Source organism: Massilia sp. S19_KUP03_FR1 (assembly GCF_036688685.1).
Lineage (GTDB): Bacteria > Pseudomonadota > Gammaproteobacteria > Burkholderiales > Burkholderiaceae_D > JALYUM01.
Map to the genome: position 1 here is coordinate 264,436 of NZ_JAQQPS010000004.1, position 15,307 is coordinate 279,742.

Below are 15,307 nucleotides of genomic sequence, written 5' to 3' on the forward strand. Positions count from 1 at the left end.
GCGCCGGGCACCTCACAATCTTTCAAAGGGAGCACCATGAAGTATGCAGTTCAAGCCGTGCTGGGCCTCGCGCTGGTCTTCGTCAACCCGGCGTTTGCGGCGTCCGCCGCGCCAGTCTCAACTGTCGCGCCAGCCCACGTGCAGGCCGTGCAGGACCTGCTGGCCGCCATGCAGGTCGAAAAAGTCCTCAATGGCGTCGCCGCGCGCAGCCGTTACGCCAACGAGGCGCAGCGCCAGGCCGTGTACGCCAAAATCGACAAGACGCCGCCCGCCGACATTTACCGCCGCCTCGCGGCGCCGCTGACGCCGGTGATCTCCGTCGACACGGCGCTCGAAATGACGCGCTTCTATCGCACCCCCTACGGCAAGCAGGTCATCCACAAGCGCTACAACAGCGGCGCGCAGATCCAGTTGCCCGGCATGCGTGCCGGCGTGGCGGCGGAAGAGCAGAAGGAGCGCAAGCGCCCGGCCTATGTCCAGGCGAGCAAGGCGCTGACGGAAGCGGAGCCGGCGATCGACCGCGAAGCATTCAAGTTGCTACAGCAGATCGACAAGGAAAAACGCTGACCCTTGCGCGCGTCTTCAACACAATCGACATGAAGCATTCTTCGAACAGCAATCTGGTGTATTCCACCGAGGGCGGGCGCGCGTGTCCCGCATGCCGGCAGCCGCTCGCTCAGTGCGCGTGCCAGGCGAAAGCGCTGGTGCAAGGCGATGGGGTGGTGCGCGTGTCGCGCCAGTTGAAAGGGCGGGGTGGCAAAACCGTCACCCTGGTCAAGGGACTGGCGCTCGACGCCACCGAACTGGCCCTGCTCGGCAAGCAGTTGCGCACAGCCTGCGGTGCGGGCGGCACGGTCAAGGATGGCGTGATCGAGGTGCAGGGCGACCACTGCGAGGCGATCATGGCGGCGCTGCGCAAGCATGGACACCGGCCGCAGCAAGCCGGCGGCTGAAGGCGCCGTCTCAGGTCATCATCAAGGCCCGCATCGCCACCCGGCAAGCCTCGACCAGATTGGCGCGGTCGAGGCCAGGGTCCTGCAGGGTGCGCAGCGGCAGCCCATTGAACATCGCGATCATGGCGCTGGTGCGGCCTTCGACCGTTCGCGCGTCGGCCGCAAGGGCGCGTTGTTCGCGCCCTTGTTTGATCAGCGCGTGCAAGCGGATGCGCGCATCTGCGTCGGCCGCCTGCAGCGCCGCGGCGATCACCGGATTGCGCGACGCTTCTGCGTACATTTCCAGCGACATGCCCCAGATCGCGGTATCGAGCTGCTCGTCGACGATTTCGACGATTTCCTCAACCATGTATTCGAGCGGGTCGGCCTGCTGGCTGACGTTGAGCAGCTTGTCGTTGACGTGCTCCATGCGCATGGCCACGAACGCCATGATGATCGCATCCTTGTTGTCGAAATAATTGTAGATATGGCCGGCGCTCATGCCGGCCTGCTTTGAAATTTCGGCCATGCTGGCGCCGTGAAAGCCGCTGCGGGCAAAGCAGACGGCGGCCGCGTCGAGGACCTGGGCACGCCGATGTCGGGCGCGCTCAGGGTCGGTATGGCGTTTGACGATGGTGCTCATGCTGTCCCTACTGTTGTTTTTATCTGCCGCGCAGGCGCGCGAACTGTATTGTCGCATTGCGCCTGCCGATGCTGCAAACGGTGCGGCGCAACGTGCCGTACGCTGCGCATCCGTGCTGGTTTAACCACCCTGACGCACGCGCTCCGGCTGCCAGCCGCCGCCCAGTACCTTGTACAGCGTGACCGCATTGCTCGAACGTGCCAGGCGCGTCGTGATCATGCCTTGCTGCGCGGCGTACAGCGTGCGCTGCGCGATCAGCGCGTTCAGGTAGGTATCTGCGCCCAGCTTGTAGCGCGCTTCATAGATGCGGTAGCTTTTCGTCGCCGCCTCCACCAGCGCCAGTTGCGCGTTCATGCGCGCGTCGATGGTGCCGCGCGTGGCCAGTGCGTCGGACACTTCGCCGAACGCCGTCTGGATCGCCTTTTCGTACTGCGCCACGGCGATCTGGTCGTCCACCTTGGCGATGGCCAGGTTGGCGCGGTTCACGCCACCGTCGAAAATGGGCAGATTGATCGACGGCGCAAAGCTCCACGCTCCCGAGCCGCCCTTGAACAGGCCGGACAAGCTGCTGCTCTGGCTGCCGCCGGATGCGGTCAGCGAGATACTCGGGAAGAACGCGGCGCGCGCCACGCCGATGTTGGCGTTGGCGGCACGCAGCAGACGTTCGGCTTGCAGGATGTCCGGGCGCGCTTCGAGCAAACTGGAAGGCAGGCCGGCCGGAATGGCGGCCATCGTCGTGACATTCTCGAATTCACCCTGTGGTATCAAGCCCTCTGGCAGGGCGCTGCCCACCAGCAGCGTCAAGGCATTCACGTCGATCGCCACTTGCGCCGTGTACACCGCCAGGTCGCTCTTCGCGGTTGCCACCGAGGTCTGGGCATTGTAGACGTCCACACCCGAGGTGGCGCCGGCGGCCAGGCGTTTTGTGCTCAGGTCAAAACTGGTCTGCTGGCTGGCCACCGTCTCTGCGGCCAGCTTCAGGCGCTGCTGGTCGGCGCTCAGGGTGGCGTAGGCAATAGCCACTTGCGACACCAGCGCGATCTGCTGCGCGCGGCGTGCATCTTCTGTGCCCAGGTAGGTTTGCAGGCCCGCTTCCGACAGGTTGCGCAGTTTGCCGAAAAAATCGAGTTCGTACGAGGCCAGCGCCAGGCCACCCGAATAGGTGTGGCTGACCGTGGCCTGGTTGCCGGTGACGCTGCCCGGTGTGCGGCTTGCCGTTTCCGACAGATTGGCCGACAGCGACGGCAGCAGGGCGGCGCGATCGATGTCGTACTGGGCGCGCGCCGCTTCGATGTTCAGGCTCGACACCCGCAGGTCGCGGTTGTTGGCCAGGGCCAGCGCGATCAGCTGGCGCAATGCGGCGTCGGCGAAATAATCGCGCCAGGCGATTTGCGCGACCGGAGTCGCGTCGGCCGCGGCCACCGGCACGCCCTGGTAGGCGGCGCCGGTCGGGAAGGCTGGCGCCACCGTGGCGGCCGGGCGTTCATACACCGGCGCCAGGCTGCAGCCGGTCAGCAGAGACATCACTGCCATCGTCAAGATCGTGTGCTTCATGCTTTTACCTCATCAGATTTTTTTTGCGCTGTGGTTTTGCTGAATCGGGCGCGCACCAGTACGAAGAACACCGGCACGAAGAAAATGCCCAGGATGGTCGAGGTCAGCATCCCGCCCAGCACGCCGATACCGATGGCGTTCTGGCTACCCGACCCGGCGCCGCTGGAAATGGCCAGCGGCAGCACGCCCAGGCCGAACGCGATCGAGGTCATCAAAATCGGACGCAAGCGCATGTGCACCGCCTGCAGCGTGGCGTCGACCAGTTCGACACCGGTTTCCTGCAGGTCCTTGGCAAACTCCACGATCAAGATCGCATTTTTCGCCGCCAGTCCCACCACCGTGAGCAGGCCCACCTGGAAGTAGACGTCGTTCGACAGGCCGAAAATGGACGTCGCCAGCACCGTACCGAGAATCCCGATCGGCACCACCAGCAACACCGAGAATGGAATCGACCAGCTTTCATACAGCGCGGCCAGACACAGGAACACGATCAGCAGCGAGATGCTGTAGAGCTGGACGGTCTGGTTGCCCGAGGCGCGCTCTTCGATCGACAGGCCGGTCCACTCGTAGCCGATGCCCGGCGGCAGTTTGGCCATCAGTTTTTCCATCTCCGCCATCGCGGCGCCGGAACTCTGGCCCGGGGCCGGGCTGCCCTGGATGTTGGCCGAGGACAGGCCGTTGTAGCGTTCCAGTCGTGGTGAGGCATAAATCCACTTGCCCGAGGCGAAGGCGGAGAAGGGCACCATCGCGCCGGCGCTGTTACGCACCGACCATTTATCGAGGTCTTCCGGCGCCATGCGGTCGGCCGGCTCGCCCTGGATGTACACCTTCTTGACGCGGCCGCGGTCGACGAAGTCGTTGATGTAGGCGCTACCCCAGCCGGTCGACAGCACCGCGTTCACGTCGGCCACCGTCAGGCCCAGCGCAGTGGCTTTCTGCTGGTCGATGGTGATCTTGTACTGCGGCGTGTCTTCCATGCCGTTCGGGCGCACCGCCATCACGATCTTGCTTTGCGCGGCCATGCCGAGCAGCTGGTTACGGGCGTTCATCAAGGCCTCGTGGCCGAGCGCGCCCTGGTCCTGCAACTGCAAATCGAAGCCGCTGGCGTTACCCAGTTCCAGCACGGCTGGCGGCGCGAAGGCGAACACCTGGCCATCCTTGATACTCTGGAAGAAGCCCATGGCGCGGCCGACGATGGCGTTCACCTTGGCGTCCTTGCCTTTGCGCTCGGACCAGTCCTTCATGCGCACAAAGGCGATGCCGCTGTTCTGGCCATTGCCCGAGAAGCTGAAACCGGCCACCGCGAACACCGAGGCGACATTGGCTTTTTCAGACTGCAGATAATGCTGTTCGACCTGCTCGATCACTTTCAGGGTGCGCTCCTGGGTCGCGCCGGTGGGCAATTGAACCTGGGTGAACATGACGCCCTGGTCTTCTTCCGGCAGGAACGAGGTGGGCAGGCGCATGAACACGAAGGCCAGCACGCCGACCAGCACGGCGAACACGATCATCACGCGGCCGCCACGTTTCAGGAGGGTGCCGACCAGGCCCTGATATTTGGTGGTGCCCTTGTCGAAATTGCGGTTGAACCAGCCAAAGAAACCGGTCGATCTGGCCTTGTGGCCTTTTGCGACGGGTTTCAGCAAGGTCGCGCACAGGGCCGGCGTGAACACCATCGCGACGATCACCGACAGCACCATCGCGGACACGATCGTGATCGAGAACTGGCGGTAAATCACGCCGGTCGAGCCGCCGAAGAAGGCCATCGGCACGAACACGGCCGACAGCACCAGCGCGATACCGACCAGCGCACCGGTAATTTCTCCCATCGATTTGCGGGTCGCGTCCAGCGGCGACAGGCCTTCTTCGCTCATGATGCGCTCGACGTTTTCCACCACCACGATGGCGTCATCGACCAGCAGGCCAATGGCCAGCACGACGGCGAACATGGTCAGCGTGTTGATGGAGTAGCCCAGTGCCGACAGGATGCCGAAGGTCCCCAGCAGCACGACCGGCACGGCCATGGTCGGGATGATGGTGGCGCGCAGATTTTGCAGGAACAGATACATCACCAGGAACACCAGCACGATCGCCTCGATCAGCGTTTTCACCACTTCTTCGATCGACAGCGTGACGAAGGGCGTGGTGTCGAAGGCAGTCACGGCTTTCAGGCCGGGCGGGAATTGTTTGCTCATCTGGGCGATGCGGGCGTTGACAGCTTTGGCGGTATCGAGCGCATTCGCGCCGGTGGCCAGCTTGATGGCCAAACCGCTGGCGGGCTTCCCATTGAACCTGGCCAGCACGCGGTAGCTTTCGCTGCCCAGTTCCATGCGGGCGACGTCGCGCAGATACGTGGTGGCGCCGTTGGCACTGGTTTTCAGCCTGATTGCGCCGAACTGTTCGACCGTTTGCAGGCGGCTCTGGGCGGTGATGGTGGCATTGAGTTGCTGGCCTTTGACGGCTGGCAGGCCGCCCAGTTCACCGGCCGATACTTCGGTATTTTGCGCGCTGACGGCCGCGATGACGTCGGCTGGCGTGAGCTGGAAGCTGCGCAGCTTGACCGGGTCGAGCCAGATCCGCATCGCGTATTGCGAGCCGAAGTTCTGGACGTCGCCCACGCCTTCGACGCGCGAAATCGGGTCGAGGACGCTGGCAGTGACGTAGTCGCCGATGTCGGCCTGCTTCATGCTGCCGTCTTCGGATACAAAGCCGAGCACCATCAGGAAGTTCTTGGTGGCTTTCGCGACCACCAGGCCCTGCTGCGTGACTTCGTTCGGCAGCAAGGGCGTGGCCAGCTGCAGCTTGTTCTGCACCTGCACCTGCGCGATGTCGGGATTGGTGCCGCTCTTGAACGTCAAGGTCAAGCTGATGCCGCCGGCCGAGTCGGACGAGGACGACATATAGCTCAGCCCGTCGATCCCCTTCATCTTTTGTTCGATGACCTGGGTGACGGCGTCTTCCACCGTCTTGGCGGAAGCGCCCGGATAGGTGCCGGAAATGGAAATCGATGGCGGCGCGATGGCCGGGTACTGCGCAATCGGCAGGCTCATGATCGCCAGGACACCGGCGAGCATGATGACGATGGCGACCACCCAGGCAAAGATGGGGCGGTCGATGAAAAAGCGTGACAACATAAGAGAGGGCTCCTGGATTGGGTGGGATTTAAGGAGCGCTCTTGGCGGCTGCTGGTGCGATCCTGGCAGGGCTGCCCGGCTTGATCTTTTGCAGACCCTCGACGATGACGAGGTCGTCGGCAACCAGTCCGGAGGTGACCAGCCACTTGTCGCCGTAGGTGCCGCCGGTGGTCAGAATCTTCTGGGCCACCTTGCCGTCTTTGCCCAGCACCATGGCGGTCGCTTCGCCCTTGGCATTGCGGCTTACGCCCACTTGCGGCACCAGCATGGCGTCGTTCTTGACGCCGGATTCGACCACCGCGCGGACGAACATGCCCGGCAGCAGATTCTGTTTCGGGTTTGGAAACAGGGCGCGCAGCGTGACGTTGCCGGTGCTGGTGTCGACGCTCACGTCGGCAAATTGCAGCTTGCCGGTTGCACCGTAGGCGGTGCCGTCCGACAGCATCAGGGTAACGTTGGCCTGCTTGCCGGCCGACGTCAGGTCGCCGCTGTCGAGGTCGCGTTTCAGCTTCAACAGCGCATCGCTGGACTGGGTCACGTCGACGTAGATCGGGTCGAGTTGCTGGACGGTGGTGAGCGCGGTTTCCTGGGCGGCTGTGACCAATGCACCGGGGGTAACGGTGGACCTGCCGATGCGGCCGCTGATCGGCGCGTAGACGTGGGTGTATTGCAGGTTGATCTGCGCAGTGGCGAGCGCGGCCCTGGCGGTTTCGACATCGGCCTTGGCCTGGGCGTCGGCAGCCACCGAATTTTCGTAGTCGGCGCGGCTGACGCCTTCGATATCGAGCAATTCCTTGTTGCGCCTGGCGGCCGGGCCGCTGCTGAGCAAGCTGGCCTGGGCGCGCACCAGCGCCGCCTTGGCCGAGTTCACCGACGCCTGGTAGGTGGCCGGGTCGATCTGGTACAGCGCGGTACCGGCTTTCACGTCCGCCCCCTCGGTGAATAGGCGCTTCTGGATCAGTCCGCTCACCTGCGGGCGCACGTCGGCGACCTGGAAGGCGTTGGTGCGGCCCGGCAACTCGGTACTCATCTTCAGCGGTGCGACCACCACTTTGTAGACTTGTACTTCCGGGATTTGCGGCGGTGGCGCTGCTTGCTCCTTCTTCCCGCAGGCGGTCAGGATCAAGGTGGCGCACGCCAGAGCGATGGCGCTGGCAGTGCGTAGGGCGGGCGTGTAAAAAGGAGAGGTCATACGGGAGCTTTCTGCGAGGAAATAATGTGGACTTTTCTTAGAATGAACGATCATTCTAATTAAGTCAAGCACATCCCAGCGTCCCTGATGGCGCCTTAAGAGTTCTTTACGGCAAGTCGTTTGGGATTACCAACCGCAAGATTGCATTCACCCGCTGGGTGAGTTCGGCGTCCGCCAAGGGCGCGGCAATGCCGAGGGCCAGCTTGCGTTGGCGTTCGGACGCAACCATGGTCAGCACGAATTCCGCGGTCAAACCCGGGTCAGCGATGGTCAGGAATTTTTTTCTGTCCATGCGTTGCAGCCAGCTCGCCAGCTTGTCGAAGCCGTGCGCCATGCGCGCGCTGTGATACGCCGCGCCGATGGCCGGATAACGGCTGCGCTCGCGAATTGCCAGCACCAGGATGCCGACTGCACTCGGGCCGCAGGCCAGGCCGGCCCACAGTGTCAGGAAGCGCGCCAGGACGGCGACGGCCTGGCCGGGCGACGCCACCGGGTCGTCGAGCATGGCGGTGACGGTCTCGACATCGCGCCGGATCACCAGGGCCAGCAACGCTTCTTTACTGGAAATGGCGGTGTACACCGTGCGCTTCGACACTTTGGCCCGTGCGGCAATCTGCGCCACGCTCAGGTCGGCGTCTGCACCTTGCTCGGCCAGCAGGTCGCTGGTCGCCTGCACCAGCCGGTCGATCAATTGTGCTGGCGTGTAGACAGCTGGCCTGCCTACCTTCGGTTTTGCTTCCATATACAGCTTTCGGTTTCAGATGATCTGGTTCTGAAAGAATTATACGATAATTAAGAAACCAATCGGTTTACAAATTGTTTTTGTGGGTCTACCATAAGCCGATACCAACACATTTTGGATAACCATGTCTACTTCCTCCAGGTCCGGGCCGCTACTGGCCATCACCGGTTCGATCTTCATCTTCCTCGGCCTCGCCCTCGGCGGCGGCGGCGTGTATCTGGCCACACTCGGTGGCTCGCTGTACTACCTCGTGGCAGGCCTTGGCCTGGCCGCAACCGGCTTGCTGGTGTTCAAGGGACGCCGCGCCGCGCTCGGGCTGCTGGCCGCTTTGCTGCTCGCCACCGTCGCCTGGTCGCTGGTCGAGGTACGTTTCGACTGGTGGCAGTTGCTGCCGCGCCTCGATATCTGGCTTGCGGCCGCTGTCTGGCTGCTGCTGCCATTCGTGAGCCGCCGCCTGGCCCCGGCCTCCGGCAGCGACACCGGCAGGGCCGCCTTGTTCGCGTCGGTGGCCGTCACCGTGCTCGTTGGCGTGGTTGCGCTGTTCCAGGATTACCATGATCTGCATGGTGAAGTGCCTGCCGCAAACATGACGGCGACCGCGCCGCACGACGCCGCCGGCGTCGCACCCAACGACTGGTCCGCCTACGGCCGCTCGGGTTACGGCGACCGCTACGCGCCGGCCGCGCAGATCACGCCGGCCAATGCCGACCAGCTGAAACAGGTGTGGAGCTATCACACGGGCGACTTCAAGGGGCCCAACGATCCGGGCGAGATTGCCAACGAAGTCACGCCGATCAAGGTGAATGGCATGTTATACATGTGCACCCCGCACAATATCGTCATCGCGCTCAATCCCGACACCGGCAAGGAAATCTGGAAACACGATCCGAAGATCAACCGCGATGCCTCGTCGTACCAGCACATGATCTGCCGCGGCGTGTCGTACTGGGATGCGAATGCTGCATCGTTGGCCGGTCCCGCCACGCCGCCCAAAAATCCGGCCGCTGCCACACCAGGCGCGGACACGGAATGCCCACGCCGCATCTTTGCACCCACCATGGACGCCACCCTGATTGCCCTGAACGCCGACACCGGCGTGCCCTGCAAAACCTTCGGCGACAACGGGGTCGTGGGCCTGACGCACGGCATGGCCATGAAAAAACGCGGCTTCCTGATGCCAACCTCGCCACCGACGGTCTCGCGCCACATGCTGGTGATGGCGGCCAGCGTGACCGACAACGATTCGACCGATGAACCGTCCGGCGTGATCCGCGGCTTCGATCCGGTGACCGGCAAGCTTCTGTGGAACTGGGACGCTGCACGTCCTGACGAAACCGCGCCGATCGGCACCGGCCAGACCTACGTGAACAATTCGCCCAATTCGTGGGGCGTGTCCAGCGTCGATGAAAAACTCGGCATGGTGTATATCCCGATGGGTAATGAAACCCCGGATACCTGGGGCGGGCGGCGCAACCAGAACGGCGAGCGCTTCAACAGCGCCATCGTCGCGCTCGACCTGGCCACGGGTAAATTAAAATGGGTCTACCAGACCGTGCACCACGATATCTGGGATATGGATATCGGCGGCCAGCCGACACTGGTCGACATCGATACCCCGAAAGGCAAAGTGCCGTCGCTGGTGGCCACCACCAAGCGAGGCGACATCTATGTGATCGACCGCCGCGACGGTTCGCTGGTGGTCCCGGCGCCGGAAAAGCCGGTACCGACCGGGAACGTCGCCGCCGGCGACCATGTCTCGCCAACCCAGCCGTTCTCGATGCTGACCTTCCTGCCCGAGAAAAACATCAGCGAGACCGATATGTGGGGCACCACCCCATTCGACCAGCTGGCCTGCCGCGTGACCTTCAGGGAGCATCGCTACGAGGGCCCGTTTACCCCGCAAACGGGCGGCCGCGGCGCGATTATCTCGCCCGGCCCGCTGGGTATTTTTGAATGGGGCGGCGCGACCGTTGACCCGGTGCGCCAGCTGTTGATCGTCAATCCCGACTTCATGGGCTTCCTGGAACGCCTGGTGCCGCGCGCACAAGCGAACGTCAAGGGCGGTTCCGGCACCGAAATGGGCTTGCAGCCGCAGACCGGCACCCCGTTCGCCGTCGAAATCAGGCCCTTCCTGTCGCCCCTGGGCTTCCCCTGCCAGGCGCCGCCATGGGGTTATGTGGCCGCGGTCGACCTGAAGACGATGAAAAAAGTCTGGATGCACAAGAACGGCACCACGCGCGACAGCGCACCGGTCCCGATCGCGCTGCCGTTGGGCGTGCCGAGCCTGGGTGGCATGGCCACCACTGGCGGCGGGGTCGCATTTCTGTCCAGCGCCCTGGATTATTACATCCGCGGCTATGACGTCAGCAACGGCAAGGTGGTGTGGAAAGCGCGCCTGCCAGCCGGCGGCCAGGCCACGCCGATGAGTTATGTGTCCGACAAATCCGGCAAGCAGTACGTTGTCGTGATGGCTGGCGGGCACGGTTCGCTGGGCACGAAGATGGGCGACGAGATGGTGGCGTTTGCGCTGCCGGACGGTGTCGCCGCAAAAGCGAAGTAAGCATCCGGGTGGCACGCGCCTGATCGAGAATGCGCTGATCGTGGGTTGACATCCTGCCCATTCTGATCAGCATTGTGCCACCAGTGAGACAGTGATTCTCACCGAAACTAACCCTTTTGGACGAAGTTTCTTGCTAGACTGCAATCCAATCCCGTGCGACGCCGGTGCCGAAAGCCATGGCATCACGCCATCGACCAGGGTCTTGCGCAATATCGTCCACCTACAGAAGGAAATACATGAAAACCAAATTGCTGATCGCCGCACTGCTGAGCGCAACCGTGTCGATGGCCGCCAACGCCGCCGAGTCGACTTACATGCTGGACCCGACCCACACCTACCCAAGTTTCGAAACCGACCACTTCGGTGGCATTTCGGTCTGGCGCGGCAAGTTCAACAAGAGCAGCGGCAGCTTCACGATCGACACGGCCGCCAAAAAAGGCACGCTGAACGTGACCATCGACATGACCTCGGCCGCGATCGGCAACGATACCCTGGACGCTGAACTGAAAGGCGAAAAATTCTTCGACGCCGCCAAGTTCCCGACCGCCACCTACAAAGGTACCTCGGTCAAGTTCAAGGGCGCCGTGCCATCGGAAGTCATGGGCGAACTGACGCTGCATGGCGTCACCAAGCCAGTCACGCTGAAAATCCTGTCGTACAAGTGCTTCACCAACCCGATGCTGAAGAAAGAAGTGTGCGGTACCGACGCAACCGCCACCTTCAACCGTGCCGATTTCGGTATCGCCTACGGCAAGGACTACGGTTTCACGATGCCAGTCACGCTGCGCATCCAGGCCGAAGGCGTCAAGCAGTAATTCAGGCCTGCGCTGCTTGCACTTTAATACTGCCCGGTTCGCCGGGCAGTATTTGTTTACACGCTGCGTTCGACCACCACCTCGCTGACCTGCTGTACCGACACGATGTCGGTGAAATTGGCGACGTCGGCAGCAAATTCGGCGCCATGCGGGACTGCCCCGGCCATCAGCGCCTCGACCGATGCGCAATACAGGTGGCACAACGCCACATACGTCGGCATGCTGCCTGGGGTCAGGCCACCGAGGCCTTTCTCAATGCTGTAATACAGCAGGTGCTGCCCCATGCGCTCGGCCAGCATCGGCAAGTGCACATCGCGGTAGTAAGTGTGGTCGAAGCGGGCATCCGGCGTGTAAGGGTACATGACGCTGAGTTTGATCATGGGGTCTTTCGATAGTGGGTGAGGGAAAGGTTCCATGGTATCCTTCGGCACCGCCATACGCAGATTCTGCACGCATTCGCACCACCCAAAGGCTCGCAACGCCTGTTGCCGGCCTTTTTTATTTGGATATCACAGCATGAGCACTTTGACCTACGAAGCCTTCCTCGACGAAGTCACCACCATCCTCACCGAACGTTACGACCTCGACGACGCCGCCGCCATCAAGCTGGTGGTCGACGCCCAGGCTGCCGATTTCTTCACCGTCCACGACGACCGCGAAGAAATGCGCACCGTCGAACAGGCCGACAAGGATGCCGTCACCCTGTACGAGCAAAAACAGAACCGCATCAAGACGCAGGAAAAGCAGCAGCAGCGCGTGCGCCAGAAGAAATAAGCACATCAAGATTTTCGCCCCATGACCATTACCGCTCTCATCTTTCTGGCCCTGGCCATGTCCACCGACGCCTTCGCTGCCGCCCTCGGCAAGGGCGCGGCCATGCCCAAGCCGCGTTTTTTTCAAGCCTTGCGCATCGGCCTGCTGTTCGGCTGCATCGAGGCCATCACCCCCGTCATCGGCTGGCTGCTGGGCTCGTTTGCCAGCAAATGGATTTCCGAATGGGACCACTGGGTCGCGTTCTTCCTGCTGCTGGGCTTGGGCGGGCACATGGTCTGGGTCGGCCTGCATGACGAGCCCGAGGACGAGGCCGGCGCGCCGGCCGGGCAGGGCGTGATCGCCCTGGCGCTCACCGCCGTGGCCACCAGCATCGACGCCATGGCCGTTGGCGTCGGCCTGGCCTTCATCGACGTCAAGATCCAGTACGCCGCCCTGGCGATCGGCCTGGCGACCACGATCATGGTCACCATCGGCGTTCTGCTGGGACGCCTGCTGGGCGCTGCGATCGGCAAAAAGGCCGAGATCATCGGCGGCGTGATACTGGTCCTGGTTGGCGCCACCATCCTGTACGAACACCTGAGTGCAGAGACGGCTGCCGCTGCGCTGTGGCGGCCGACCGAACTGCGTGCCGCGCCAGTTTCTGCCAGCTAGTCAGATGTGTTAAGCTGGGGAGTATGGTGCGCCAGGGGCGCGTCGATCGCAGCCCGTACCACTCCACGAAAGCAGTATTGAACACTCCAGGATCCCAGTCCGGCGGCACCCCGCTGGATGCCGACGCCCCCGCGATTTTCGTCGCCCCGCCGACACTGCTCAACTGCGCCGACGAGCCGATCCACATTCCCGGTACGGTCCAGGCGCATGGCGCGATGCTGGTGTTCGATGCCGACGGTTTGCTCGAAGCCTGGAGCGAGAATGTGCCGGCGATGCTGCAACTGCACCCCGCACTCGGCCAGACCGTCAGGCAGGTGTCGCTGCCGGCGCCGGTGCTGGCGATGGTGGAAAGCTGCCTGGTTGCGATCGAAGGCGGCGACGCATTCCCGCTCTCGCGTGAAGTCGATTTTGGCGTCAATCTGTTCGACTGTATCGTGCACGCCCATGGCGGTCGCGTGCTGGTCGAATTCGAACAGCGCGAAATGGGACTGGAAGCGCTGGGCGTGTTTGCGCTCAAGGCCCACAATGCGCTGGACCGGCTGAAACGGCAAAAAAGCCTGGCCGCTCTGCTGCAGATGGCGACCGAGCAGGTCCGCGACATCACCGGTTTCGACCGCGTGATGGGCTATCGCTTCCGCCAGGACGGCAGCGGCGACGTGGTCGCCGAAGCGCGCAGCATGGCACTCACCCCCTTCCTCGGCTTGCGCTATCCGGCCAGCGATATCCCGGCCCAGGCGCGGCGCCTGTATGTCATGAATTCCCTGCGCCTGATTCCCGACCTCGGCGCGCCCGCCGTCGCGCTGGTCGGGCGCGAGGGCGCTGCGGCCGTGGACATGAGCCATTCGGTGCTGCGCAGCGTCTCGCCGGTGCATATCGAATACCTGCAGAACATGGGCGTGGCCGCCTCGATGAGCATCTCGATCGTCGTCGACGGCCAGCTGTGGGGCTTGATCGCCTGTCATCACCGCAGCCCGAAACAGGTGCCGTACTCGATCCGCATGACGACCGACGTGATCGCCCAGATCCTGGCGGCCAGCGTGCAGACGCTCGAAGCGCACGCGCGCACGGTGCTGATCGAACGCGCCGCCAATGTGCGCACCGCCTTGATGCAAACGCTGTTGCTGGGCGAGGATACCCTGCGCGAAGTGGCGCGCCACGCCGCGTTCATTTGTGCGGCGCTCGATGCATCGGCGCTGATTGTGGTGCAGTCCGGGCGCCACCTGGTGCACGGGGGCGTCGATGCCGCCACCGCACAGGCCATCGTGAAGGCCTTGCCGGCTGCCGGCGAAACGCTGCGTGAGCGGGTCCGCGTCGAGGACTGGCCGCTCGAGGTGCGCGAACAGATCAAGCGCTGGCCAGGCATGCTGGCCATGTGTTTCGATCCGAGCAACGACGGCTGGGTGCTGGCCTTGCGCCCGGAACAGGTGGCCGCCGTGCGCTGGGGTGGCCGCCCCGACAAGATCGTGGCGGTCGGGCCGCTGGGCGCGCGCCTGACGCCGCGCGGCTCGTTCGAAGAGTGGCGCGAGACAGTGCGCGGCAGCGCCGAGGCGTGGTCCCCCACACACCTGCTGATCGCCGGCCAGATGCAGGATGAACTGCATCGCGCCAGCATTGCGCGCCACGGCGAAACCGACCGTGCCCGCGCGCACCTGATGGCCATGCTGGGCCACGACCTGCGCGACCCGCTCCACACCATCCAGATGGCGGCGGCGGTGATGGAGCGCTCGAGCAGCGGACCCGCGCCGCTGGTGCGGCGCATCCAGTCGTCCAGCGACCGCATGAGCCGCCTGATAGGCCAGGTACTCGACGTGAGCAAGATCGAGTCCACCGTTGGCCTGGGCATTGCCCGTACCCGGCTCGACCTGGCGCACGTCGTCAACGACGTCGTCGACGAGGCCCGCCATGGCTACCCGGAGCTGGACTTTCATTTGTCGATCGTTGGCCCGGCCATCATCGACGGCGATGCCGACCGGATGGCGCAAGTGGTGGCGAATTTGCTGGGCAATGCACGCGCCCACGGCCAGATGGGTGAGCCGATCCGCATCTCGCTGCGCCAGCTGGCCGACCAGGTGGTGCTGGTCGTCAACAACGTGGCCGGGCCGCTCGGCGACGACGCCATCCGCCAGTTGTACACGCCGTTCAAGGAGGCGTCCCAGGCGCAGTCGCGCAACCGCGGCGGGATGGGATTGGGCCTGTATATCGTCGACCGCATCGTGGCCGGCCACGACGGGACCATCGTTTACTCTCACGCCGAGGGTCGCGTCAATTTCACCGTGTCCCTCGCCAGTGCGCGACCGGCCTGATTTTTCG

General features: G+C 63.7%; 13 protein-coding genes. 7 read left to right on the forward strand and 6 right to left on the reverse strand.

What is annotated here, in order from left to right:
* Positions 1-36: 36 nt before the first annotated feature.
* Positions 37-567: a hypothetical protein gene (locus tag V6M87_RS06240; RefSeq protein ID WP_332875729.1), complete on the forward strand. Its 531-nt coding sequence runs from the start codon at positions 37-39 to the stop codon at positions 565-567.
* 29 nt (positions 568-596) lie between these two features.
* Positions 597-953, forward strand: coding sequence for a translation initiation factor Sui1 (locus V6M87_RS06245; RefSeq protein ID WP_332875730.1), 357 nt, complete (start codon positions 597-599; stop codon positions 951-953).
* 10 nt (positions 954-963) lie between these two features.
* Here V6M87_RS06245 and V6M87_RS06250 read toward each other — a convergent pair whose 3' ends face one another.
* From V6M87_RS06250 to V6M87_RS06270, 5 genes are all read right to left on the reverse strand, one after another.
* On the reverse strand, positions 964-1,575 hold the full coding sequence (locus V6M87_RS06250) for a TetR/AcrR family transcriptional regulator (protein WP_332875731.1): 612 nt from the start codon (positions 1,573-1,575) through the stop codon (positions 964-966).
* Between the two features lie 120 nt (positions 1,576-1,695).
* Positions 1,696-3,129 carry an efflux transporter outer membrane subunit gene (locus tag V6M87_RS06255; protein WP_332875732.1) on the reverse strand — a complete coding sequence of 478 codons (1,434 nt, stop codon included), beginning with the start codon at positions 3,127-3,129 and terminating at the stop codon, positions 1,696-1,698.
* Positions 3,126-6,260 (reverse strand): efflux RND transporter permease subunit, encoded by a 3,135-nt coding sequence (locus V6M87_RS06260; RefSeq protein WP_332875786.1) that lies wholly within the window; start codon positions 6,258-6,260, stop codon positions 3,126-3,128. The genes V6M87_RS06255 and V6M87_RS06260 overlap by 4 nt, the downstream gene beginning before the upstream one ends.
* 31 nt (positions 6,261-6,291) lie before the next feature.
* Complete coding sequence (locus V6M87_RS06265; protein WP_332875733.1) at positions 6,292-7,455, reverse strand: efflux RND transporter periplasmic adaptor subunit; 1,164 nt, start codon at positions 7,453-7,455, stop codon at positions 6,292-6,294.
* A gap of 106 nt (positions 7,456-7,561) precedes the next feature.
* Positions 7,562-8,197: a TetR/AcrR family transcriptional regulator gene (locus tag V6M87_RS06270; RefSeq protein ID WP_332875734.1), complete on the reverse strand. Its 636-nt coding sequence runs from the start codon at positions 8,195-8,197 to the stop codon at positions 7,562-7,564.
* A gap of 124 nt (positions 8,198-8,321) precedes the next feature.
* Here V6M87_RS06270 and V6M87_RS06275 point away from each other — a divergent pair, with 124 nt between their 5' ends.
* Together V6M87_RS06275 and V6M87_RS06280 are read left to right on the forward strand one after the other, a co-directional pair.
* The gene (locus tag V6M87_RS06275) at positions 8,322-10,757 is read left to right on the forward strand and encodes a membrane-bound PQQ-dependent dehydrogenase, glucose/quinate/shikimate family (RefSeq protein ID WP_332875735.1); all 2,436 of its coding nucleotides are present in this window, start codon (positions 8,322-8,324) and stop codon (positions 10,755-10,757) included.
* Between the two features lie 236 nt (positions 10,758-10,993).
* Positions 10,994-11,572, forward strand: coding sequence for a YceI family protein (locus tag V6M87_RS06280; protein ID WP_332875736.1), 579 nt, complete (start codon positions 10,994-10,996; stop codon positions 11,570-11,572).
* A gap of 56 nt (positions 11,573-11,628) precedes the next feature.
* On the opposite strand, the gene V6M87_RS06285 is transcribed toward V6M87_RS06280, so the two are convergent.
* Complete coding sequence (locus tag V6M87_RS06285; RefSeq protein ID WP_332875737.1) at positions 11,629-11,952, reverse strand: EthD family reductase; 324 nt, start codon at positions 11,950-11,952, stop codon at positions 11,629-11,631.
* Positions 11,953-12,088: 136 nt separating this feature from the next.
* Between V6M87_RS06285 and V6M87_RS06290 the strand changes: the two genes are divergently transcribed.
* The 3 genes from V6M87_RS06290 to V6M87_RS06300 all read left to right on the forward strand — a co-directional run bounded on the left by V6M87_RS06290 (position 12,089) and on the right by V6M87_RS06300 (position 15,300).
* Positions 12,089-12,346 carry a hypothetical protein gene (locus V6M87_RS06290; RefSeq protein WP_332875738.1) on the forward strand — a complete coding sequence of 86 codons (258 nt, stop codon included), beginning with the start codon at positions 12,089-12,091 and terminating at the stop codon, positions 12,344-12,346.
* Between the two features lie 21 nt (positions 12,347-12,367).
* Positions 12,368-12,997 (forward strand): manganese efflux pump MntP, encoded by a 630-nt coding sequence (locus V6M87_RS06295; protein ID WP_332875739.1) that lies wholly within the window; start codon positions 12,368-12,370, stop codon positions 12,995-12,997.
* 77 nt (positions 12,998-13,074) lie between these two features.
* On the forward strand, positions 13,075-15,300 hold the full coding sequence (locus tag V6M87_RS06300; RefSeq protein WP_332875740.1) for an ATP-binding protein: 2,226 nt from the start codon (positions 13,075-13,077) through the stop codon (positions 15,298-15,300).
* Positions 15,301-15,307 lie beyond the last annotated feature (7 nt).

Bases quoted from the DNA above. Each gene is read 5' to 3' on its own strand.
- V6M87_RS06250 (WP_332875731.1), bottom strand. From the start codon at position 1,575: ATGAGCACCATCGTCAAACGCCATACCGACCCTGAGCGCGCCCGACAT.
- V6M87_RS06275 (WP_332875735.1), top strand. From the start codon at position 8,322: ATGTCTACTTCCTCCAGGTCCGGGCCGCTACTGGCCATCACCGGTTCG.
- V6M87_RS06285 (WP_332875737.1), bottom strand. From the start codon at position 11,952: ATGATCAAACTCAGCGTCATGTACCCTTACACGCCGGATGCCCGCTTC.
- V6M87_RS06240 (WP_332875729.1), top strand. From the start codon at position 37: ATGAAGTATGCAGTTCAAGCCGTGCTGGGCCTCGCGCTGGTCTTCGTC.
- V6M87_RS06245 (WP_332875730.1), top strand. From the start codon at position 597: ATGAAGCATTCTTCGAACAGCAATCTGGTGTATTCCACCGAGGGCGGG.
- V6M87_RS06265 (WP_332875733.1), bottom strand. From the start codon at position 7,455: ATGACCTCTCCTTTTTACACGCCCGCCCTACGCACTGCCAGCGCCATC.
- V6M87_RS06290 (WP_332875738.1), top strand. From the start codon at position 12,089: ATGAGCACTTTGACCTACGAAGCCTTCCTCGACGAAGTCACCACCATC.
- V6M87_RS06280 (WP_332875736.1), top strand. From the start codon at position 10,994: ATGAAAACCAAATTGCTGATCGCCGCACTGCTGAGCGCAACCGTGTCG.
- V6M87_RS06255 (WP_332875732.1), bottom strand. From the start codon at position 3,129: ATGAAGCACACGATCTTGACGATGGCAGTGATGTCTCTGCTGACCGGC.
- V6M87_RS06295 (WP_332875739.1), top strand. From the start codon at position 12,368: ATGACCATTACCGCTCTCATCTTTCTGGCCCTGGCCATGTCCACCGAC.
- V6M87_RS06270 (WP_332875734.1), bottom strand. From the start codon at position 8,197: ATGGAAGCAAAACCGAAGGTAGGCAGGCCAGCTGTCTACACGCCAGCA.